The following is a 21,190-nucleotide window of genomic DNA, read 5'->3' as shown; positions in this document are numbered from 1 at the left end:
TATCTGGCCGTGGTTCCTACCTATTTCGCCCCCTAAAACTGTCCGAAGTATTGAGATGTATTGTCGGCGACATTAAAAAACCCTTGAAACCTAATAAACGTCCTGGCAAAAAATACTCTTATGTATATGAGTTGCCTGGGATGAGAGGGAGCTATAGCGGGCTAGCTCCCCGGCCTATTTGACATGCATGTTGAGTTATTTGCTAAGCTTCTTTGGCCAGACTGGTCTTTCTTTGTTCTTCTTTACGTGGGTGAATTTTACCTGTTTCTGAGAAATATTTGAGTTCATCCAGTATCATGTTAGCGAGTTTATTGAACTGCTTTTTCATTAATGGGCCCATTATTTGTGTGAATACGGGTAATAAGGTTACGGCGATTTCAAAAGTGACTCGCGACTGGCCTTTGCCATTTTCTTCAACATGCCAAGTGTTTATCATTGATTTAACAAAAAATGGCATACTGGATAGTTTTACCTCATAGGAAAAAGTAAGCCGTTTATTGTCCACATTGAGTAATGTTTCACTGGCAATAGCCCCATCAGGCAGTTCACACTGTCGACCGTCACCCTTGGGTAAATCTGGGTTTTCAGTGGATGTGATGACCGCGCTGGTCCAGTGACTCACCCTGCTGAAATCCACAGATAGTATGTTCCACACCTTATCAATGGGCGCATTAATCTTAATTTTATTAACAATTTTCATTTCCATTCTCCTGTCTTAAGAAACGTCTAATGGCAGCACAGCGTGCCAATTTTTGGACATAAGAACCCTTGAGACTTAAACAGGAATTCCCATCGATCTAAAAATTTTACCAATAGGTATTCCCTTGCTAACTATTAGCTGGGTGTGTTGTGGTTTTAGATAAGAGTGGTTGGTCTCGTTACTGGAAATTGAATTTCACACACACAGTCCTCGGGGTTGCCTTGCGAGGGTGGTTTTATAAATATCTCTTTTGCCGGCCCTGATATTTGGAAATCGCTTTTCTCTATCCATCTGCCTAGTTGGGCATATTTCTCGTAGCCATTTTCAAAGGCGCCTACCCGGATAGTGGAAATAACACTCTCTTCAGATTGGAGGATTCGCTCTTTGACTTCATTCCCTCCTGGCAGCAATAGGGGACTATCGATTTCGCTTTTGAGGGGAAAACCTACCTCGACATCCACATTTTCGATACTAAAAGCATCACCGTGAAGTATAATTGTAAGCGGGCCAAGTTGATTTTTTTCGGCTATAGCGGGCACATATTCTCTCATCTCCGTTACCAAGTGAATAGTATCAAATAGATTTTGCATGACCTTTCGTGTGGAATAAAACGGTTGCTCAGGCATCCTTTTTAGGATAATTCCATCGGTGTTCAAGCTCTCTGGCTGTTCAACTTCTTTTAAACGTGCTTCGATGATCTTCAGTCTATTAACTTGCTCCTGAACGGTTTGCTCTATCTGAGCCTTTCTTAGCAGCAGCATGCCTTGAATTTCTTGCACCGATACGTCCTTAAGAACCATCATTTTGATTTGCTCGAGAGAAATACCCAGCTCTTTCAAGGCGATAATACGGTTTAATTCCGGTAACTGAATGGTACTATAGTACCGATAGCCTGTGGATTCATCGGTATGAGCGGGTTGAAACAAGCCGATTTGGTCGTAATATCGCAGTTGTGAAACAGCGGTTTGGGCTATTTTTGAAAACTCTCCGATCCTAAACATAAATCTGCCTTTCTGTTCACCTTCTGCGTGTTATTTAAAGCATGGACTCTCAAGCCGCTTGAGAGTCAACGGCAATGGTTAGGAAAGTGCGATTAAGTCATACCCAGCGGATACGATTTGACGCTTTATTTATATCTTTTGGTTATTTAGGCCGAAAGATGGTATCCAAGTGGTCAGCTAGGTACAGGCTTAATCGCCTTTGGCCTAATGGGCCTGGGGCAATATCGATTTTATTGCCTTTGCCTTTCTATTTTGGTGTGCTCGATATCGTAGCGACAAATTTTCGTGCGATGATTTATTTCAATGCCCAAATGGATAGACCATCGCTGTGACTTCACCACTGAATTGCTTTGGGCTGGCGTGCCGGATCTCGGTGTTCGTCGGAATGGCGGGGGTGCGCTGGGGTCTTCTGATTGGATTTATTGAAGGTATGCCAGAGTGAAAGAGATGATTGAAAACACGATGAGTTGATGATGGAATTTTTGATTCATCCAGTCGGCAGCGTAATTCCACATAAAATTATTGATACCAGTACTGTTGACGATGGTCTGATCCGTGTGGTCGTCAAGCATTTATGGTCAAAATGCTGTGAGGCCGGCATATATTAGCCAATGACGCTGACTTATCACTTTTAGTTTTGATGATTCAGGCAATCAAGCGAAAGCGTGGCAATTGTCCGGGTATTTTTTATGATGTTTATGGGAAGACACGGGCTCAGTGGAATGTGATTAAAGGTTGCGCTCTCGTTCAGATGAGCTGGTTGTAGTTTTTGATGGGTTGCTGTTGGAGGTAGTCGGGGGCCTAGCCCGGAGAGTAGGTTCTAGTTTCTTTGTCAGTTTGCGTGCAGTGGCGCGGTAACTGGTCAACTTGCCCCCGGCCACTGCCAAAAGGCGTGGTTTTTTGTCATCGTCACAGCAGATGATTGACTCTCTGGAGCGTGCGAAGGGACTCTTTTCCATTTCCGGGAGTACCCGGAGGCCAGAATAGCTTTCGCAAATATCGAGCTCCCTCAAACTTCTTGTCTGTGAGAAATATTGCTGCACGGTATGTAACAAATAGCTTTCCTCCTCCATAGTGGGAGTTACATCACGAGGATCGCCGAAGTAGGGGCGCTCTGTGGTTCCCACCAGGGTTTTATCTTGCCAGGGCATCACAAAAATTGCGCGGCCGTCATTGGCTTCCACATAGTAAATTTTGTCCCCCAGAGACAGCGGGAGTAAAATATGTGTTCCGGCTACCAGATCAATAGGTGGAATGGCCACCGGTGGTGTGCAGCGCGCATTGGTATTGGCGACCCAAGGGCCACTGCAGTTGACTAGAGCGCGTGTATGCAAGGTGTTGAGTTTGCCATTGGCGACATAATCAACACGAACATCGTCATCGGTCACTTCTGCGCCTACCAAGCTGCCGGGGCAGATAATCTGTGCTCCGTGAGCGATTGCCGAGGCGACCACATCCCGGGTCAGGGCAGCATCGTCTGTCTGTGCATCGTAATAGCGAAATACGGCTTTGAGCGCCTCCTGCTTTAAGCCCGGCAAGCAATTCCACTGAGGTTTTGGCACTGAACGAAAGCGGGAGTCGGCATTACTCAGCCCGGATAGCAGGCTGTAAAGGCTGAGCCCCAGTCGTACCACCCAGGCAGGCCTTTTGCTGTGTTGATAGATGGGAATATAGAACGGGACCATTCGCACCAAATCTGGCTTGTTCTGCAGCAGCCAGCTTCTTTCCCGCAGGCACTCGTAGACCAGTCGAAACTGGCCGCTCTCGAGGTAGCGTAGGCCGCCGTGAATTAGCTTGGAGGAGCGTGAAGAGGTAGCCGCAGCGATACCCTGTTGCTCCAATATGACCACTGAATGGTGACTTTCAGCCAAAGCTTCGGCGGTGCCAGCACCGAGTATGCCGGCACCCACCACGAGGACATCAAAATCCGTAGACATCACTCGCTTCCCGGGAGCGCATCAATAGTGGTAGGTTGCCGGTAAGGACGTGATGCGCACCGCGCTTGCGCCAGAGTACAGCGTCCTCGGTGGAATTGATCTCATACACCACCCACTGCCATGGGCCTGGCGGTAGCTCCTCGCATTCGACCTGGCTGTCGCGAATCAAAAGATACTCTGGTGCCAGAGTCACTATATCCGCCGACAGGCAGCGCGATACACAGCCTATTTCCAAGGCCACTCTGTGCCAACCCATATTGCGTGCGGCCCTCAGGCTGCTGCAGTCGTCGGTAAGCAGCGCGAATGAGTCATTTTCACTGCGCATCAAGCCCATCATTTTTTCTACGGCGGCGACAAAGCCGATGCTCGCGATATTGGCGGGTGAGACGCCGATAAACCAGTCGAGATGTCGATGGCAGCTGGCCCAGTCGACTAACTCAATAAATCGGTTGATTGACTGATGATGAAGTTGTGAGTCCTTCAGGGTATGGAAAGCGTGAGTTTTACTGCTGCCGGGAATATGCAGTGTATCGTCGTGAAAACACCAGGGGGTGCCATCCATGCTGAAGCGAACATCGCATTGAATCGCACAAGCCCCCAGATTGTGGGCTGCTTCAAAAGCCGCGATAGTATTTTCCGGCTGGTGAGTCTTGTCGCCGTGGTGCGCAATTAACATGTGATTCTGGTCCGAAAGCGGGTGTTATTGTCGTCTGGTGTCGGCTATAACCAAGCCTTTGCTCCAGAGATGGTCTGGCCCCTGACTGGAGTCGGGTCATACAGGAAAAATAGACGGTGCCCCCGCTGTTGCAAGGAGGCTGGGGCGGAAATACGAGATCAGAGGACTATTTCTAAGCAACTACGGTTTGCCGGCTAGAATTAATGTGGATCGCCCATTTGAAGTCTGCAGGGATGTTGTAAATCCGCGCTGTTAAGTAGTAGGGGCCGCCTGTGAAACTCTTTATGCTGGCCGTGGTATCAGTGGTTTGGGGAGGAATCTATGCCTCTGAGGGGCAGGCAGCGAGTGAAGGCAGTTCAGCCTCTGCGACATCCCGCATTGTGTTAATTCTACCGCCGAGCACCGCTTGGCGGCAGGCGGAGATCGGCAGTAGTCGTGAGCTTTGCTTGCGAAATATGCCTGCCAAGCACATCAGTGTGTCGACTTTGATGTGGAAATCTACTCGTCGGGCCAAGAGAGTACTGGCTTTGGATGCGCAGGGGTGCTTGTCGGAGCTACAACTTAATGGGGTTTCCGAGTTGATAATTACCGCAGAATAACCATCCTGCTGAGGATTTGACTTATAAGTGAAACCGTCCGATATTTACTGCTACCTAAAACATTGAGCCTAGAATAAGAACTTCTCAAAATATTCAGTCACTTATGAAAAATCTACTTATTGCATTTATTCTCCTGGTCGCTCAGCCGGTACTGGCGGCCATGTCTGTGGATAAGATTGTTCTCTATCTGGAAGATGGCCCCAATGCACGGGATGATGTTGTGGTCAGCAATCCAGACGAAGAGACGCTCTACGTCCAGACAGAAATTTTTCGTGTGGATAATCCCGGCATGGAGAATGAACAGCGGGTTAGGGTGGTAAACCCAGATGAGTTCAAGCTTTTAGTGAGCCCATCCAAGGCTGTTTTGGCTCCCGGAGAGAGGAAGCGCTTTCGCCTGATGGCGCTTGATCGAAATCTGGATGAGGAAAAAGTCTACCGTGTGACTTTCAAGCCCGTGGTTGGCAAGATTAAAGCGGAACAAACAGCGTTGAAAATTCTCGTGGCGTACCAGGCTTTGGTGTTTGTACAGCCTGATGACGGGGAGTATAAGGTTGACTTGGTTGAAGACGGAAATGTATACCGATTAACCAATAGCGGCAATATCAATGTCGAAGTGGTTGAGGTTCGCCATTGTTTGTCTGAAGGCGAGTGCGAAAAACTTGAAGTGTCAGGCCGCCTTTATGCGGGTACCAGTATTCAGGTCGCTGATATGCCAGAAAATGGTGAGTTGGAAGTGCTGTTACGTGGGCAAACCAGCGAAAGAGTCCGTTTTCCACTGGATAGTTGATCTGAACAAAAGCAGGTCTTGACTAAAGCCTGCGTTCGTTACCATCTCATCCAAGTTTTTACTGCCCATTGATTCTTTAGCACCGCAATGGAGTCACTGGCTGGTTACAGTCACGGTAAGAACATCCGTATAGTAGGAACCCTTAGAATTTTCCCAGCTGCCGGCGGGGACTGTGACCATAAGCCTGGCATTGTCTGTCAGGCACAATCCCCGCTGATTGTGTCTGATGGTGCCTCGGTGAACCTGTCCTGCAGTCAGGGTTTTGATACCTACTCGCAGATTCATATCGTCGGTAAAAGCTGCTGCGTAGGGAAGGCTCTCGATAGGGCTGCTTAACTGGAACATGGATACGCCTCTGGAGGTTCGAGTTATTCCATTTCTGCTGGATAGGCTGACTAGGTAATTACTAAAGCCTATCCCGTCAACACAAAAGTCTTCATATCCTGTAATGTCTTGGCCGGATACAAAGTTGGAGCCATTGATATAGATATTGTCGAGATTATGAATACTAATCCTGGGTTCAACTTCTAGTTCAAGAGTAAACGTTACTGTTTGAGAATCTACCGGTGACGAATCCATGTACTGTTCCAGTTGCATCTGAAAACTACCCTGGTAGTAATTAGATGAAATTATACTGGAACTGCTAACCTCCAGGGCCAGCATAGCGTTTGTATCATTCAGACTGCCTGGAAATGGATTGCTGGCCTCCCCAGGCCGTAGCGGCGTATAAAAACTATTCCTGTAGGAAATTGTGAGTGAAATATCGATGGATTCTCCATTGTCGGAAAATAATTGAAAATTATTACCGGCATCAGGTGTGACCATCACTGAAAAAGGTTGTGCATGACCTGCCCTCTGGCTACGTAAGCTGAAACTCACATTTTTTTTTCTCAGATCATAATTGATAATGTGATTGCCCTGCAGATTACAGCTGCGGAGATTGAGATCACCGTAACAGGAGGCTAACGCTATTGCTGGAAATAGAAGGATTACCGCTGCGGAGAGTACTAGCGTAATCCAGTGCCAGAAATGATATCGCTGTTTAGGGCTGCTCATTGTGTTTGCTCACTTTAAAAGCAGGTAGGCAATAGGCGTCGGACTGTTGTAGTGTGCCTAGATTAATCCAATTCTCGCCCGAGTCCTCAACTTGGACCTCAATACGACAGTCGAGCCACTTCACTTCTAGATTAGAGTATCCTTGAATATCGATAGGAACTTCCAATTGAAAAACACCAAATTGGTCAGTGGTCACTTGATGATCATCGATAGTAATAAGAGTTTCAGGCAAACCGTTGCCATAGGAAATTATTCGCCCAACAATGACATAAAGTGGCTGAATTTTGTAGTTGGTCTCTGTGACATTACCCGGGTATAGGGTAACAAGCTGGCTCTTTTCCCGGTATTCAAAAAAACCGTTATCCAGGGGGCGCAGGGAAATATCATAACTCTGAAATGCCGGTAAATTAATGACCGACTTTCCTCCACCCATGGCATAGCCATGACGTTTACCATCCACAAGTACCTCAAACTCCTTGCGGTCGCTCCCATCAATATCGACAATAATCGCGCTCTCAAGAGCGCGCTCTCCACCCCATGCGAAACGAGTTCCAGTGGTAATAATATTAGTGCTGAAGGTACCTAAATAATTGGTCGTACGATTGCTCTCTTCATCGCTCAGGCTAATGGAGGTATTCAGGAATCCCTGGTGGCCAGAAATACGCGTGTGACTTTCAAGGTGATGGCTATTTTCCGATACTTCCCCCCCTATTGCCTGCTCTACTTGAGGTGCCCATAAATCATGATCAAACCACCGGCTGTTAAAGGCAAATTTATGAGGTGTATCGGTAAGATTATTGCCAAGTTCATGGCGAATGCTGGCGGAATGTTGCCAATGATTAGTGCGGTAGCGAAAGAGAAAGTGGATGCTTGAATATTTTTCTCCGTCGGCATCATTGTAAGATATTGTTAGATTTCCGAACCAGTTTCTTCTTTTTAGTATTGTGCGTTGATAAGATAGTGTGGTGAGTTTATTACTATTTGATGTGTTAGTGGGGGAGTTGAAAATATGTTCATTTTCTGTAAATAGGCTTTCTCTCTCGCTGTATCTAAATGAAATATTCCCACCCAAAATGTGGCTCTGCAAGCCTATATTACGTTGGCGGAACCCGGTGCGGAGTAATGGGTAGTTTTCAGAGAGATAAAATGCTTCCGCTTTACTGAGTTTGGTACTTGATGCACTTAATGTAAAATAAGGCGTCGTAAATAAAGCATCTAATCTGTAACCCTGTTGACCTTTCGAGTCAGCTACAAAATTGGGGGAGAGCTCCAATCGAGAGCCCACCCATCGTGCACCGATTTCTACTACCTGTTGATTTTCAGCAGCGGAAAATGAGCTAAATAGGGCGATGTTATCCGAGATCCGGCGGCCCAAGTAGGCTCGGGCAATACCTTCGCGATAGTATTCTGGTAGGCCTTGGTAGCTACGGATATTGGTAGGAAGACCCGCTAGCAAGCTCCAGTGCCACTCCCCAGGTGCAGGTAGGTAGAAATCTTTGGCAAAGAAGTCTGAAAAATTTTTCAGTGGCCTACCGGATTCATCGAAGGTACGTATATCTATTTCATAAGCTCCACTGGGTAAGGTTGTGGTATTGACGACTCTGTTGCCGGCATCAAGTAATTCGGTGTGGATTAAGCGATTTTCCCGATAGATTTCCACACGCCCGCGTACTGGCATATTGACTTCAATCAGCGCCCCTTGTTGATGCGATAGGTCCGTACGAGTGCGATAGGAGTTACGATATTCAATCCCGAAAATAGCCTGTGATGTATTGAAATAACTGTAATTGCCTTGTGGTTGAAAGAGTCCGGCTGAATAAGTTTTACCGCGGAAGTCCTTTGTCCAGTGAAGGCTGCTGATTTGATGACCTTGTACATCCGTGTAATGCCATTGGCTGCGAAGCGCATTTTCCCCAAATCCAACAATAGTATTTCCATTAAAAGTAGCACTATAATTATTATTGTAATCCTTGGAGCTGACGCCCGCCCAAGTCGCACTTAGGTTTTGTATCAAGGAAAAACCACTGCTGGCGGAGGGAAGGTAGGGGGCAGCAATTGCTTCTTCCTGGGGCAACAAGTTAGGCGAGAAATAAATATCAAGTCGATATTGGTCATCATCGTAGATAACTGCGAAGTCCTCAGGAATAAGATATCCGCAGTCCATTTGTGAGGTATTCTGGCATAGCCGGTGTGAATTCTTATCCTGGCGCTGGCTAAGAAGCTGTTTAAGTAGTATCGGGTCCAGTGATTCTGGCAGCAAATTAAAGACTGTGATCGGATCATTGAACTCAATATGACGCAAGTATACGGTAATTTGCGCCGTACCAATCTGCTGGCTGCCATAGTAGAGGTCTGCCACAATAAATTGCGGTTGACTGAGATCCTCAAATCCACTGGGGACTCCAGTTTCAAGAATTTTTTTGGATTCTGATGCTAACTCTGTTTCTGCAAAGCCCCCTGTGGACACCACTAAAAGTAAGCAGAGAATGCTAGCAACCCCTTTGATCATTTTTATTGTCATAGGATGCCTTGCAGATGGCTGAATTATTAGTTCAGCCACCTAGTAAGTATTTAGATATTATAAGGACGTTACTGTAATGGTTAGAACGTCGGTATAATTACTACCGCTCAAGATAGTCGCGTTTTCCCAGTCTGCATTCAAGATGGTGATTTGAAAGCGGGCATTGTCCGCAACACTTGTACAATCGGCTGCTATATCGTTAAGTGTTTGTCCGATAATTGGGGTGCCTTCAGTAACGTTTGTAAACGCGCCGCCGGTACTGTTGTCAAAGCCAACTGCATAGTCAACATTGTTTGTGCCGTCGGTAAGTTCAAATACGGTATCGTTATTCCCATCATCACTCTCGAAACTAATCTCAAATGTGGAAAAACCAGTTCCAGCGACACAAAAATCTTCGATAGCAGTCGCATTTGTGCCTGTTCCAGGATCTTGTATCTGTACATTGCCTACATTCGCAACATCAATGACTTCGGTGAACTGCAGGGAAATGTCTGCAGAAGTTGCATCGGTAACAGCAAAAATTATAGGTGATACCACAAAGGTAAGGCAGGCTATGGTGCCGCGGAGAAGTATGCTATTAAAACTCTTATTTTTCATTAAGCTTTATCCTTAGCTTGAAGACAGTAGCACCTTAATAGATGGTGCCAGTTATATTGGTAAATAGAGTGCTGCGTTTGCCGGCTGACTAAGCAATGATAGCTGTTAATTTTTTGCTTGCTTGCTTGGAAGCGGCGTATAGAGGCAGTGTTGTGATGGTTTTTGTGTCTTTTTTATATTGTTGCAGGAGTTGACTCAGTTCTTTTTTTGTCTGATTTATCGCAAGATAACCTCTCCCCTTAGTGGGTAGGTATAGGTGACTCGTGGAGAGATTTCCCAGGGTGAACCTTTGGTTTTTTCAAATAGCCCAATAAGCGTTTGTTACCAATGTGACATCATGAAATAGCGATCTCTGCGCCTATTCTGAAGCCACTGTAATCATTAGAGTGTCATGGTAGGGGCCACCATGGCTGACAGGAGGGTATTGCCATACACCGCTGAGAATAGTGACTGCAAAGCGTACATTTTCCTGATTGTCGTCGCAGTACTGCGCACTGATCAAGTTACCTTGGAAAGGAATCCGAGGTCCAATAAGGTGAAAGCTTCCATTCAGACCGTTATCAAAGCCAACGCTGTAGGGAACGTTGATGTTTCCGTCAGTCATTATAAATGCAGGGTCAAAAACTCCGTCGACACTTTCAAAAGTGATACTGAAATTGCTGAAACCTGTGCCGGCGACACAAAACTCGTCGATACCCACCGCATTTTGTCCCGGTGTCGGGTCGGTTATGGTGATATCGTCAACCTGAGCTATGTCAATAACGTCGCCGAAGCTTAGCGAAATTTGACTGTTTGAATTATCGGTAGAAGCGGTTGTATTGCTACTTGTGCCTATCGTGAGAGCGATAATTGCGACAATAGACGAACAAAAAAAAGTACATCTGTTCATACAGCATCTTCCGTGAGCCGTAAATCATTAAAGCGGTGGCTGGTTAGAAACCAAGATATCTAGGTCCGCCTAGTGGTGAGCGGAGGCTTATTTCTTGGTTCCTTACAGGGTAGATGTCTGCTGTATGATTGAAATAGTGCTTTTGTTTTATTGTGTTGTATTTTTCATGGGAAATTTATCTCAGGACAGGTGGCCGGTTATTAAGTGATGCGAGTTTTTGGCTTGATAATTATTGTTAATTTATAAGGTTGAGAACGTAGGTGAGGGGTAGATTTAGTTTTAATTACTGGCTGCTAACCGTGACCGTTAGCACGTCGGTATAAATAGGCTCTTGTGCACTTTGCCAGTCAACAGGGGCTATAGAAATATACACTCTGGCGTTATCCACAAGGCAGTCTTCATCAGTAGTCCGTGTGAAGCTGCCAGGAACATCACCCAGGTTTCCCGGTACAATGCCGGTGTTGCTTGCCAGATTGTCAGAAAAGGCAACTGCGTAGGAGATGGTTTCGTTAGATCCGGTTAATTCGTAGGCGCTATTTCCATTGCCCCCGGTACTACCATTGATACTGGATAAATTAACGGTGTAACTGCTGAAACCTTTGCCGCCGATACAAAAGTCTTCTCTGTCCTCAATGGGTTGTCCAAATAAGGTGCCGCTATTGCCTAGATTGACATCACCAAGATTGCGAATCACGATATTCGGTTCCACATTCAATACGATATCAAATGCCACTGTTTCTGTACCGGTGTTGAAAATAAAGAAATAATTATTCAGGGTCATCTCAAAGCTGGCAGAGTAACTACTGGATGAGGGGACTTGATTCGTGACGAGCTCAATAATTAAATATGTCTCCGCATCATCACCGGTTCCGGTAAAAAAATTGGACGTGTTTCCTGGCGTTAGACTTTGTATTTCGCCATCGTTAGCTCTAAATGTAAGGTTGATATCCAGTTGTTCCCCACTGTTTGAGAATAGAGAAAAGGTAGATCCTGTGAGTGGAGAAATTTCTATATCATAGGGCAGGGTCAGGTTGCCCCAGAGGCTGCGCGTAGTGAACAAAATTTCTTTTGGCTCTATCTCGTAATCCAAGGTGTGGGAATCGCCTAGTCCACAAGCACGCAGGCCATCTTTACTTGAGCAGTTAACTTGCGCCTGTAATGATATATTCAAAAAGAGAAGAGGTAGAATCGCCAGGCAGCCCATCTTCAAATAGTTACTCATTGCCGGCATGGATGACCTCTGTGATTTGTTCGCTATCGCAGGCTGCCTCGGACTGTTCAATAGTGCCCAGGTTAAACCACTTATTACCGGAAGACGCAATATCGACAGGCATTCGACAGCTGCCCCAAGTTATCGCGCTGAAAGGCAACTTATCATGGGTTCCGCTAACTTCTAGTTGAAATACACCATGACGATCTGTCGTGGCCGAATGGTCACCGAGGGAAATGTCGGTGTTACCGAGCCCCTCCCCGTAGCTAGTCAAGCGCCCTAGCACCAATATTTGCGAGAGAACTTTATAGCTTGTAGTACCGACATTGCCGGGGTATAAGGTAATCGTTCTCGCTCTTTCCCGATAGTCAAAAAAACCTTCGTCCAGTGGGCGTAGAGAAAGATCATAGGTTCGAAAGGCTGGCAGGTTGATTACTGATTTTTTTCCGCCTTTCGCATATCCACGGCGACTACCATCCACCATTATTTCGAAGTTCTGTTCTTTACTGCCTTCAATATTGACAATAACGGCACTCTCGAAAGCACGTTCGCCCCCCCAGCTTAGGGAATTACTTGTTGCGATTAAGTTGGTACTAAATCCGCCGAGATAATTAACAGCACGGCCCTGTTCATTATCGTGAACCCCGACTGTGGCGTTCAGATATCCACGATGGCCAGCCAAATGAGTCCGGCTTTCCAGATAGTAAGCATCTGAGGCTTTTTCTACTGAGAGTTGTTGCTCAAATTCCGACGCCCATAAATCGCGATCGTGCCAGCGGCTCTGGAAAGCAAATCGCTCACCGTGGTTATACTGATTACTGCTGTCACCATAAATATTGGCCGTGTGCTGCCAATGCTTTGAGCGAACGCGAAATTGGATTTCCAGGCTGGTGTACTGTTCGCCATCTGCCTCACTATGAGAGAGTGTGGCATTGCCAAGCCAATGTGCGCTTTTAAAAATGGGGTGGCGAAATTCCAGGGTTTTTAATCTGTGTGGTTCATAGAGTTGATCATTTGTATCCAGGTTACCCGGCAACAGGTCTTTGAGTTGATCCCGCTCACTAAATCGCAAGGACAGCTGGCCACCGAATAATGCGCCGTGAAAACTTAAATTGCGTTGAGAATAGCTGCCGGGTAACAGTGGAAATAAGTCGGTGCTGGTCGTAGTGGAATCAGACTTGAGGCGAGTGTTTAAGGCGCTCACCGTACCGTAGGGAGTGGTCATCTGTGCCTGTACTCTATATCCAGTGCGGCCATCATCAGATGTCACAATACTGGGAGACAACTCAAAATTCTCCCCCACCCATCGGCCGCCCAGCTCAAAAATTTGCTGCTCCTTTGACGAAGCCGCTGAAGCAAAGAGGCCGACGGCGGTGGACAGGCGGCGGGCGAATGAACCTGTGATCACGCCTTCATCATAATGATCCGGCAAGGTTCCAGTACTAAAATTACGAGTGGGTAAACCGGCTTGAAGACTCCAAAACCACTCACCAGCAGCGGGCAGCAGAGAATCCTTGGCAAAGAACTCGATGTGCCGGCTCAATACCCGCCCCGCCTCATCATAAGTTCGGACTTCTATGTCATAGGCACCATGAGGAAGGGAGGATGTGTTTAATAGGCGATTGCCAGCCTCAAGCAACTCGCTATGAATCAAGCGGTTATCCCGATAAATCTCAACTCGTCCGCGTACCGGCATATTGATTTCAACCGGCGCACCATGCTGGTGGCTAATATCGGTGCGACTGCGCTGGGAGCTGCGTAGCTCTACACCGTACATCGCCGCCTGGGGCCTAAAATAGCCAAAGCCGCCTTGCGGCTGTAAAAGTCCGGCTGAGTGCGCCCGCCCACGATAGTCCTCACTCCAGTGGAGGGTATTAATTTGTTGATCTTGTTCTGTGGCTATGGACCATTGAGAGTGCAGTGCACTTTCCCCAAAGCTGACGATCGTGTTTCCAGTTAGAGCGGCGGCATAGCTATCACTTCCCCAGTCACTCTCCGTGCCGCTCCAGCTGCTGTGAATATTTTGCACCATCGAAAACTGGGAACTGGCCGCCGGCAGGTAAGGGTTGTTAATAGCCGGCTTCTGCGGTAACAGTTTTGGGGAAAAGAAAAGGTCCAGCCGGTAGCGGTTTTCATCGTAAATTACAGCGAAATCCGAAGGCGTCAGGTAACCGCAGCCGATTTGCCGGTTGGAACGGCATACATAATGGCTATTTTTTTCCAGCGGGCGTTGTAGCGCGGAGAGAGTTGTACCGTAGTCCAGTGTTTCGGGCAGTGATGCGAGTACCGATAACGGGGAGTCAAAGTGAATAAAGCGTGGGCCCACAGTGACATGCGCAACGCCAATCTCCCGGCCGCCGTAGTAGAGATCCACTACAAGCTGCTGGGGCTCGGTCAACTCATCAAACCCTTCAGGAGCAGAAGTTTCCAGCAGGAAAGTGGCTGCGGCCGCTGCGAGGGCATCCGAGTGAAAGGGTTGTGCCAAGCAAAAAGCCAGCACAAACCATCCCAGATGACGTCCTGCCATAGTGCGCTATGACTGGCAAAGCCAGCCATTCATCACTTTTATTCGGAGGCGACAGTGATCAGCAGGGTATCGCTATAGCTGGTACCGTTCAAAATCGTTGCGTTTTCCCAATCGCTATTGGCAACAGTAACTTGGAATCTGGCATTGTCGGAGGAACCGCAGGAAGAGGCATTGCGGCTCTGGTCCTGTAGCGCATCCCCTGCAGTGACCGTGTTAAAAGTGCCGGAGAGGCTGTTATCAAAGCCAACGCTGTAGGGGACATGGTTGGTGCCATCGTCAGTGAGTGAAAACTCAGTATCATTCTCACCGTCGTTACTGGCGAAAGTGATGCTGTAGGTAGAAAAGCCTAAGCCACCCACACAAAAATCTTCGCTACCAATTGCATCTGTGCCCAAAGTGGGGTTTGCAATCCCCAGATTATCGACCCGGGTAATTTCAATGGTAGGCGTGAAAGAAAGGGTGATATCACTGCTTGCGCTGTCTGATGCAGCCATTGAGACGGCAGAAGCAGTTAAAAGAGCGCCTGCGGTAACGGCGGCGAAGAGTGAGCGAACTACAGTTTTTTGCATGGTATGCCATCCTGAGCGATTAAGTTATCGTTCTTGGGGAGAAGCTGCTCGCGGAAACCCCTGCAAAATTTTGGGGTAGTGCGTTAGTCAAGCCATTCCTTGTTTATGGAGGCAATAATACTTTTTTCGTGACGCATGTCACGCCATCCGCTCAGATTATTCGATTTATGGCGCGTAAATATTCTAGTTGCAGAGAAATCCCCGCCTGTGCCCGGAGCCCGGGCAGCGCTATAATCCGGCGGTTTAACGAGTCCTTCATTAATATTCAACCAGGTTTGTCATGACCGTAAGAACCCGAATAGCACCGTCTCCAACCGGTGACCCCCACGTTGGTACTGCCTATATCGCGCTGTTTAACCAGTGCTTTGCCCGCGCCCAGGGCGGCCAGTTTGTGTTGCGTATAGAAGATACAGACCAGCAGCGCAGCACCCCGGAATCGGAGAAAGCCATTCTCGATAGCCTGCGTTGGCTCGGGCTGGATTGGCAGGAAGGGCCGGATGTCGGTGGACCACACGGCCCCTACCGCCAGAGTGAGCGCGGCGATATCTACAAAACCTATTGTGAAGAGTTGGTAGAGAAGGGCCATGCGTTCCACTGCTACCGCACAGCGGAAGAACTGGAACAGCTGCGTGAAGGCCTGCGGGAGGCCGGTCGCACCTCACTGAAGCCCAGCGATTTGGCCCTGCCGGAAGATGAGATAGAAAAGCGCCGCGCCGCAGGAGCGCCCTTTGTGGTGCGAATGAACGTACCCGAAGAGGGCACTTGTGTCGTTGGCGACATGCTGCGCGGGACCATCGAGATTGAATGGGCGCAAGTCGACGCTCAAATTTTGCTCAAATCCGATGGCATGCCCACTTACCATCTGGCGAATGTAGTGGATGATCACCTGATGGAGATCACCCATGTACTGCGCGGTGAAGAGTGGATCAACTCAGCGCCCAAGCATAAGTTGCTGTACGAATACTTTGGCTGGGAAATGCCGGAGCTCTGTCACCTGCCGTTGCTGCGCAACCCAGACAAGACCAAACTTTCCAAGCGTAAGAACCCCACTTCCATTCTTTACTATCAGCGCGCCGGCTTTATGCCCGAAGCCCTGCTGAATTATCTCGGCCGTATGGGGTGGTCCATGCCGGATGAGCGCGAGAAGTTCTCCTTGGAAGAAATGCTGGAGCAATTTGATATCCAGCGTGTGTCACTGGGTGGCCCGGTATTCGATGTGGAAAAGCTGTCCTGGCTGAACGGGCTCTGGATCCGCGAGCTTGAAAATGAGCAGCTCGCCGACCGCCTCACCGACTGGATGCTCAACCGCGAAAACCTGCTCAAGGTACTGCCCCATGCCCAAGGCCGCATGGAGACCTTTGGTGACTTCGCCCCGCTGGTGAGCTTCCTCGCATCCGGCCAACTCCCCATCACCGAAGAGAGCTTTAGTGGCAACAAGTTGCCCCTGGATGACCAGAAGAAACTGCTCCAATTCGCTCTGTGGCGTCTGGAAGCACTGCGAGCCTGGGAAAAAGACAGCATTTTCCAGGCGGTAAAAGCCCTGGCTACCGCGATGGAGATCAAGCTGAAAGACTTCAACGCCCCGCTGTTTGTCGCCATCAGTGGCACCACCGCCTCTTTCTCGGTAATGGAAGCCATGGTATTGCTGGGACCAGACCTCAGCCGCGCCCGCCTGCGCCAAGCCATCGATCTACTCGGCGGCGCCGGGAAAAAGGTGCTGAAACGCTGGGAGAAGGAGTACGCCTTACTCAATTGAGGCAGCGCGCCCCTCAAGCCCCTGGAAATGACCGCTTCCGGGGGCTTGCGCTGTTGGCAGCTAACTAATTGATTAAAAAGTTATTTTTTCTGTTGACAGGCGCCTAAACCTTGCTAAAATGCGCCCCGCTTTCAACGGAAACGTTAAGCACTCTGGGGCTATAGCTCAGCTGGGAGAGCGCAACACTGGCAGTGTTGAGGTCAGCGGTTCGATCCCGCTTAGCTCCACCAAATTCCCCTTGTATTTCAAGGGGTTGCGGAGGATGAGAAATCAACTTCTGCAAGGTGCACAAAAACTGCACAAAAACCCGCACAAAAACTTATGCGGGATGAAAAAAGGGCCTTTAGGCCCTTTTTTTTCGTCTGAAACTTTTCACTTCAAGGCTCCCCCTATCGATAACCAGTTAACCTCCTTGTAGGTGCCTAATAGACTTTAGGTTCTGTTGTCTGTCTGTCTGTCTGTCTGTCTGCTCGAATCGGTCAGGGGCTAAGTTGCGATCAAGGGTGGCTCAGTGTAGTCACTGCCGAGCCCTTCTATCTATTGCTCGTAACTTAAAGATACTTATAGTCTGTAGACCTATAGTCATCATCAAATTGATACTTATTCTTTCATAAAGCAACTCGTGTCCTTCGTTTTGAATAAAAAGAACCTCGGAATAGCTATTCGTCAATTAAGAGTTCAGCTTGAGCTTAGTCAGGAAGAGCTAGCTGATAAGAGTGAATTGCACCGTACGTATATTGGTTCTGTGGAGCGAGGGGAAAGGAATATCGCCATAGATAATGTCATTAAATTAGCGTCTGCTCTAGATTGCAGGGTGTCCGACATTATTCTTCTGGCAGAGGATATGGAAGAATTTTAAAGTATATGGAAATTAACGCTCAGCTTCTAGAATCCATCCAAAATCTATCGCCTGCTCAGCTCCAGTTACTTCAGCGTATAATTTCTTCATTTGAGGCGGGTGTTGAAGTTACCGTTAATTCAAATAGCGACCTATGTGCTGAATCAGAATTTAGTGATTATTTTGCAAACTTATTTAGTATTTACCACTCAATTACGGAGCATAAATTTGAAAAAAAATCGTTTGAATTTGCTTTTAAATATGCCTCGCTTGCTAGTGGATACGATTGTGAAATAAACCAAAATTCCTCCAATCAGGGGGAGGATGTGAATCGGGGTGGCGAAAGGATATCCTTGAAGACTGAGGGTGAAAAAACTAATCACACATTTAAAATATCAAAATTTTCTGAAGCTAGGTTCATTGCAAACTTTAAAACCGAAGTCGAAGAACGCAAGATCCCATCCCTTGCTGGCACTGAACAGGATAAGGCTCGCATAAAAGCTGCGCTACTCGCTAAGCGAGAGGAGGAGCTTTTGCCTGGTCTAGTCGAGGAGTTTAGGTCTACTGTCGGTCATCATTTGAATAGCTATGATCGTATAATAGGCCTAAAAAGTCAGCCTATTGAAAAAGATGGTGATGTTATTTCATTTCGCTATCGTTTGCTTGAGATACCAAAGCAGCTAATTGAAAGGGCTCTTCTTCTTACTGTCGATGAATTTAAGCCCTTGCGGGGGAATGGAGGTACTTCGGCTCCCGTCATGGTGAATGGTGTAAAAGCCTTCGGTGTTACTCTTGATGGGAGTGTGGAGAAAATTTCAATTACTGGAATAAAAATTTCTGAGTGTATAACTCATGCAGAATTTATTGTTCCAGTGTCGGTTTAGGTTTTAAATTGCCAGATTTAAATTCCCACAAACTTCTTTCGTTTTAATTATATCCCTTGGTCCTAAGGAGCACCCTTCAAGAATACACTGATTTAGATTTGGTTTTTTATTGGTGAGTATCCAGTTGCAAATATTTGCGATCTGAAAGGAGATGAGAGGGGGTACTGCATCTCCAATATGGCGGTACATATTTGCTAGACTGCTAGATTTAAATTGATACTGTTTTGGGAATCCTTGCAGTAAACCCATTTCACGTACTGAGCATAATCTATGCTGTTCTGGGTGACTGTACCTTCCATTGCCAATGTGAGCGCACTCTCTTTTAATTGTTGCTGCTGGTAAATCCCACTTCATTCGGCCATAAACATCGGGATACGAGCCAAGCTTTCCTTTTTCTACGCTTCTGAGCATGGATGGAATTAAATACTTTTTTCCTTCGCGAATATTCAATAGGTCGACCCAAGACCCTCCATCAGCAGGGATGTGCATAATTCTCTGAAGAGATTCTTTTTTTAAGCTGGGAGAGCTATGGCATGCATCATCTGCATTTTTTTCACCGGCTTCTAGTTTAGGGAGCCAAGAGATGGCGCGTCTTACAGAGATAGCTTCTTTGGTTGCGGTGTATCCTTGCCAAAGATCTTCAAGGCCATAAGGTTCAAAGTCTCTATTGGTGGCAATAATTAATGCTCGCTCTCTTTTTTGCGGTAGGCCGAAATCACTTAGAAAGTGTGTGGAATATTTTAACTTATAGCCTGCGGATTCAAGTTTCTTTTTTAGGTATAAAAAATGCCCTGTGAAATTTCCCTGAAGTAATTCTCTAGCGTTCTCCATAATAAAAATTTTAGGCTTAAAGGTTACAACAAAATCAGCTGAACGTTTAACTAGGGAGTTTCTGGGATCATCAAGTAAATGGTTGTTTGACTTTGCGCGTGAAAACCCAGTACAAGGAGCGCATGAGATCATCACATCTAATTCTTTTTTACCTAGTCGGCTTTTAACTAGTTTTTGAAGTTCTTTTTCTGGGATTTCGGCAAGATCAACTTCGAATGGTGCAAATCCCATATTTGCTTGATAAGTTTGATTGCATTGTAGGCTACCCTTGGCGCTACTCGGTTTCCCTATTTGAGCATCGAAAGCCGCAACTATTTCAAAGTTGGTGTGAGTATGGAAGCCATAGCTCATTCCGCCTCCGCCGGAAAATAAATCGATTACTGTATAGGGCATATTGGTCATTCTTGGCAAATTACAGATTTGATGATTATAAGTATCGCCAGGGTTCTTTGCAAGGGGGCTATTCGTTTGTCGTGCAAGCTGTATTTAAAATGCTGTGTTGTTGAGTTGGTTTCCGTTGTGCCTCAAAACCGGCCATAAATACAGATGTTAAAGAGTGACCTTTTCCGATCGAAACACTCCCTTTTTAAAACACCCTACCAATAGCCTGCTCATCCAAATAGATACTAATCTCCTCATAATCAATACCATGCCCTGCCTGATAAGCCTGGGTAACCCGCTCATCAGTATGCGCCATCAACTGCTGTACCGACTTAACGTCATACCCCATTCTCTTGAATCGGTCTGAAGCCAGGCTGCGTACTTCATGGAAGCTGGGTGGAGTTTGGTTTTTGGGTAGGCCGATATAGAGTCCGGTAGCGTTGCGGGCCTCGGTAAACATATCGCTTAACCGGTCGGGGATTACCTGGCAAACATGCTCTTTAATTTTTCCCGTTCGCCGTTGCTTAGGTGTATGGCTCAGTATATAGGGGCAGCGGTAATTTCTTAGGCTGAGTTCTCTTGCGCGGCTAATAAGTTTGCCAAGTTGTTGGTGCGTTTTTAAATTAAAGCTTAAATGGCTGGCGGCGAGGCTGTCCCGTTGCGCTTCGGATTTATTGATCGTCTTGCGCAAGTGATCGCCCTGTAGGTGTTTCTCAAAGTTTAATTCACAAATATCGGCGCGGCGCATGGTGGTTAGCATACTGATACCCATGGCAACCTGTAGCGCTTCATAGCCTAATTCCCCGGCCTTTTCATAGATGGTCCAGTAAGCTTCCAGGGTTAAGCGTTGGCGCTTCTTAATGGGCTTGCCTTTTTCTAATAGGCGTGGCCGATCATCGGCTGTGGTGAATGGGTTACTTTCCAGTTTGCACAAGCCTTCAGCCATTAGGTAATTAAAGAATTTATTAAATTCGGCGCGGCGTGAATGCTGCTGGTGATAGGTGAGGGATTCCCACCATTTACGCAGATCGGCTAATTTGGCTTTGTGTATAGAGATGGCTTCGAAGTCTTCGCCAAATCGCTTTAGTGCGTTACAGCGATTGCGCCAGCTGGCCTTGCCGGGTAATCGGGGGTCATTCTCTACCCGCCATTCCATATAGCGCGCAGCATGATGAGCAAAGCTGGCCCTATCTGGCACCTTCATGGGTTTGCGTTTTACGCTATCATCCCGGTGAGCATTGGCCTGCTCAGCCATGCGCAGAGCATCTTCCAGGGATGCTTTGAAGATCTTGTTGGAGCCATCTGGGCGGCGGTAGCGCCAATAGTTTTCTCTATGACGCGGGTCCGGATAGAGGTTATCCGGTAGTGGGGTATCACCCAGGGCTGTCCCATATAAATCAGCTTAAATCGTGACTGTAATTATCTTGTCTA

Annotated in this window: 18 protein-coding genes and 1 tRNA gene; 6 read left to right on the top strand and 13 right to left on the bottom strand. The window is 47.2% G+C overall.

Going from position 1 to position 21,190, the window contains the following annotated elements; translation table 11 throughout:
* Positions 1–202: 202 nt before the first annotated feature.
* From MO867_RS15290 to MO867_RS15275, 4 genes are all read right to left on the bottom strand, one after another.
* Complete coding sequence (locus tag MO867_RS15290; protein ID WP_252470675.1) at positions 203–700, bottom strand: SRPBCC family protein; 498 nt, start codon at positions 698–700, stop codon at positions 203–205.
* 155 nt (positions 701–855) lie between these two features.
* Positions 856–1,701, bottom strand: a complete 846-nt coding sequence (locus tag MO867_RS15285) for a MerR family transcriptional regulator (protein ID WP_252470673.1) — start codon at positions 1,699–1,701, stop codon at positions 856–858.
* Between the two features lie 728 nt (positions 1,702–2,429).
* Complete coding sequence (locus tag MO867_RS15280) at positions 2,430–3,638, bottom strand: glycerol-3-phosphate dehydrogenase/oxidase (RefSeq protein ID WP_252470671.1); 1,209 nt, start codon at positions 3,636–3,638, stop codon at positions 2,430–2,432.
* Positions 3,622–4,314: a glycerophosphodiester phosphodiesterase family protein gene (locus tag MO867_RS15275; protein ID WP_252470669.1), complete on the bottom strand. Its 693-nt coding sequence runs from the start codon at positions 4,312–4,314 to the stop codon at positions 3,622–3,624. Before MO867_RS15275 ends, MO867_RS15280 begins: the two co-directional genes overlap by 17 nt.
* A gap of 272 nt (positions 4,315–4,586) precedes the next feature.
* On the opposite strand from MO867_RS15275, the gene MO867_RS15270 reads away from it, so the two are divergent.
* Together MO867_RS15270 and MO867_RS15265 are read left to right on the top strand one after the other, a co-directional pair.
* The gene (locus tag MO867_RS15270) at positions 4,587–4,913 is read left to right on the top strand and encodes a hypothetical protein (RefSeq protein ID WP_252470667.1); all 327 of its coding nucleotides are present in this window, start codon (positions 4,587–4,589) and stop codon (positions 4,911–4,913) included.
* 103 nt (positions 4,914–5,016) lie between these two features.
* A complete protein-coding gene (locus MO867_RS15265) occupies positions 5,017–5,700 on the top strand; it encodes a fimbrial biogenesis chaperone (protein WP_252470665.1) in 684 nt (227 codons plus the stop codon).
* A gap of 93 nt (positions 5,701–5,793) precedes the next feature.
* Here the strand turns inward: MO867_RS15265 and MO867_RS15260 are convergent, their stop codons facing one another.
* The 7 genes from MO867_RS15260 to MO867_RS15230 form a co-directional block, all read right to left on the bottom strand.
* The gene (locus MO867_RS15260; protein WP_252470663.1) at positions 5,794–6,756 is read right to left on the bottom strand and encodes a hypothetical protein; all 963 of its coding nucleotides are present in this window, start codon (positions 6,754–6,756) and stop codon (positions 5,794–5,796) included.
* On the bottom strand, positions 6,743–9,277 hold the full coding sequence (locus MO867_RS15255) for a TcfC E-set like domain-containing protein (RefSeq protein WP_252470661.1): 2,535 nt from the start codon (positions 9,275–9,277) through the stop codon (positions 6,743–6,745). The genes MO867_RS15260 and MO867_RS15255 overlap by 14 nt, the downstream gene beginning before the upstream one ends.
* Before the next feature lie 57 nt (positions 9,278–9,334).
* Positions 9,335–9,874, bottom strand: a complete 540-nt coding sequence (locus MO867_RS15250; RefSeq protein WP_252470659.1) for a hypothetical protein — start codon at positions 9,872–9,874, stop codon at positions 9,335–9,337.
* Between the two features lie 358 nt (positions 9,875–10,232).
* Positions 10,233–10,763 (bottom strand): hypothetical protein, encoded by a 531-nt coding sequence (locus tag MO867_RS15245; protein WP_252470657.1) that lies wholly within the window; start codon positions 10,761–10,763, stop codon positions 10,233–10,235.
* A 283-nt stretch (positions 10,764–11,046) separates the two neighbouring features.
* Positions 11,047–11,994, bottom strand: coding sequence for a hypothetical protein (locus MO867_RS15240; protein ID WP_252470655.1), 948 nt, complete (start codon positions 11,992–11,994; stop codon positions 11,047–11,049).
* Entirely contained in the window at positions 11,978–14,458 is a 2,481-nt protein-coding gene (locus MO867_RS15235; RefSeq protein ID WP_252470653.1) for a TcfC E-set like domain-containing protein, read from the bottom strand. Before MO867_RS15235 ends, MO867_RS15240 begins: the two co-directional genes overlap by 17 nt.
* An 80-nt stretch (positions 14,459–14,538) precedes the next feature.
* A complete protein-coding gene (locus MO867_RS15230) occupies positions 14,539–15,069 on the bottom strand; it encodes a hypothetical protein (RefSeq protein WP_252470651.1) in 531 nt (176 codons plus the stop codon).
* Positions 15,070–15,349: 280 nt separating this feature from the next.
* Between MO867_RS15230 and gltX the strand changes: the two genes are divergently transcribed.
* The 4 genes from gltX (at position 15,350) to MO867_RS15210 (ending at position 18,547) form a co-directional block, all read left to right on the top strand.
* Complete coding sequence (gene gltX / locus MO867_RS15225) at positions 15,350–16,825, top strand: glutamate--tRNA ligase (protein ID WP_252470649.1); 1,476 nt, start codon at positions 15,350–15,352, stop codon at positions 16,823–16,825.
* A gap of 154 nt (positions 16,826–16,979) precedes the next feature.
* A tRNA-Ala gene (locus tag MO867_RS15220) sits at positions 16,980–17,055 on the top strand.
* 404 nt (positions 17,056–17,459) lie between these two features.
* Complete coding sequence (locus tag MO867_RS15215) at positions 17,460–17,684, top strand: helix-turn-helix transcriptional regulator (protein ID WP_252470647.1); 225 nt, start codon at positions 17,460–17,462, stop codon at positions 17,682–17,684.
* Positions 17,685–17,689: 5 nt separating this feature from the next.
* Positions 17,690–18,547, top strand: a complete 858-nt coding sequence (locus MO867_RS15210) for a hypothetical protein (protein ID WP_252470645.1) — start codon at positions 17,690–17,692, stop codon at positions 18,545–18,547.
* Positions 18,548–18,550: 3 nt separating this feature from the next.
* On the opposite strand, the gene MO867_RS15205 is transcribed toward MO867_RS15210, so the two are convergent.
* Together MO867_RS15205 and MO867_RS15200 are read right to left on the bottom strand one after the other, a co-directional pair.
* Positions 18,551–19,771 carry a DNA cytosine methyltransferase gene (locus tag MO867_RS15205; RefSeq protein WP_252470643.1) on the bottom strand — a complete coding sequence of 407 codons (1,221 nt, stop codon included), beginning with the start codon at positions 19,769–19,771 and terminating at the stop codon, positions 18,551–18,553.
* Positions 19,772–19,964: 193 nt separating this feature from the next.
* The gene (locus tag MO867_RS15200; protein ID WP_252470641.1) at positions 19,965–21,014 is read right to left on the bottom strand and encodes a tyrosine-type recombinase/integrase; all 1,050 of its coding nucleotides are present in this window, start codon (positions 21,012–21,014) and stop codon (positions 19,965–19,967) included.
* Positions 21,015–21,190 lie beyond the last annotated feature (176 nt).

This window comes from Microbulbifer okhotskensis (genome assembly GCF_023895975.1).
GTDB lineage: Bacteria > Pseudomonadota > Gammaproteobacteria > Pseudomonadales > Cellvibrionaceae > Microbulbifer > Microbulbifer okhotskensis.
The sequence above is the reverse complement of the archived record's forward strand: the minus strand, read 5'-3'. Positions and strand labels throughout refer to the sequence as shown.

Coding starts and splice junctions, on each gene's coding strand:
- MO867_RS15290 (WP_252470675.1), bottom strand. CDS start 700: ATGAAAATTGTTAATAAAATTAAGATTAATGCGCCCATTGATAAGGTG.
- MO867_RS15285 (WP_252470673.1), bottom strand. CDS start 1,701: ATGTTTAGGATCGGAGAGTTTTCAAAAATAGCCCAAACCGCTGTTTCA.
- MO867_RS15280 (WP_252470671.1), bottom strand. CDS start 3,638: ATGTCTACGGATTTTGATGTCCTCGTGGTGGGTGCCGGCATACTCGGT.
- MO867_RS15275 (WP_252470669.1), bottom strand. CDS start 4,314: ATGTTAATTGCGCACCACGGCGACAAGACTCACCAGCCGGAAAATACT.
- MO867_RS15265 (WP_252470665.1), top strand. CDS start 5,017: ATGAAAAATCTACTTATTGCATTTATTCTCCTGGTCGCTCAGCCGGTA.
- MO867_RS15260 (WP_252470663.1), bottom strand. CDS start 6,756: ATGAGCAGCCCTAAACAGCGATATCATTTCTGGCACTGGATTACGCTA.
- MO867_RS15255 (WP_252470661.1), bottom strand. CDS start 9,277: ATGACAATAAAAATGATCAAAGGGGTTGCTAGCATTCTCTGCTTACTT.
- MO867_RS15250 (WP_252470659.1), bottom strand. CDS start 9,874: ATGAAAAATAAGAGTTTTAATAGCATACTTCTCCGCGGCACCATAGCC.
- MO867_RS15245 (WP_252470657.1), bottom strand. CDS start 10,763: ATGAACAGATGTACTTTTTTTTGTTCGTCTATTGTCGCAATTATCGCT.
- MO867_RS15240 (WP_252470655.1), bottom strand. CDS start 11,994: ATGCCGGCAATGAGTAACTATTTGAAGATGGGCTGCCTGGCGATTCTA.
- MO867_RS15230 (WP_252470651.1), bottom strand. CDS start 15,069: ATGCAAAAAACTGTAGTTCGCTCACTCTTCGCCGCCGTTACCGCAGGC.
- gltX (WP_252470649.1), top strand. CDS start 15,350: ATGACCGTAAGAACCCGAATAGCACCGTCTCCAACCGGTGACCCCCAC.
- MO867_RS15210 (WP_252470645.1), top strand. CDS start 17,690: ATGGAAATTAACGCTCAGCTTCTAGAATCCATCCAAAATCTATCGCCT.
- MO867_RS15205 (WP_252470643.1), bottom strand. CDS start 19,771: ATGCCCTATACAGTAATCGATTTATTTTCCGGCGGAGGCGGAATGAGC.
- MO867_RS15200 (WP_252470641.1), bottom strand. CDS start 21,014: ATGGCTGAGCAGGCCAATGCTCACCGGGATGATAGCGTAAAACGCAAA.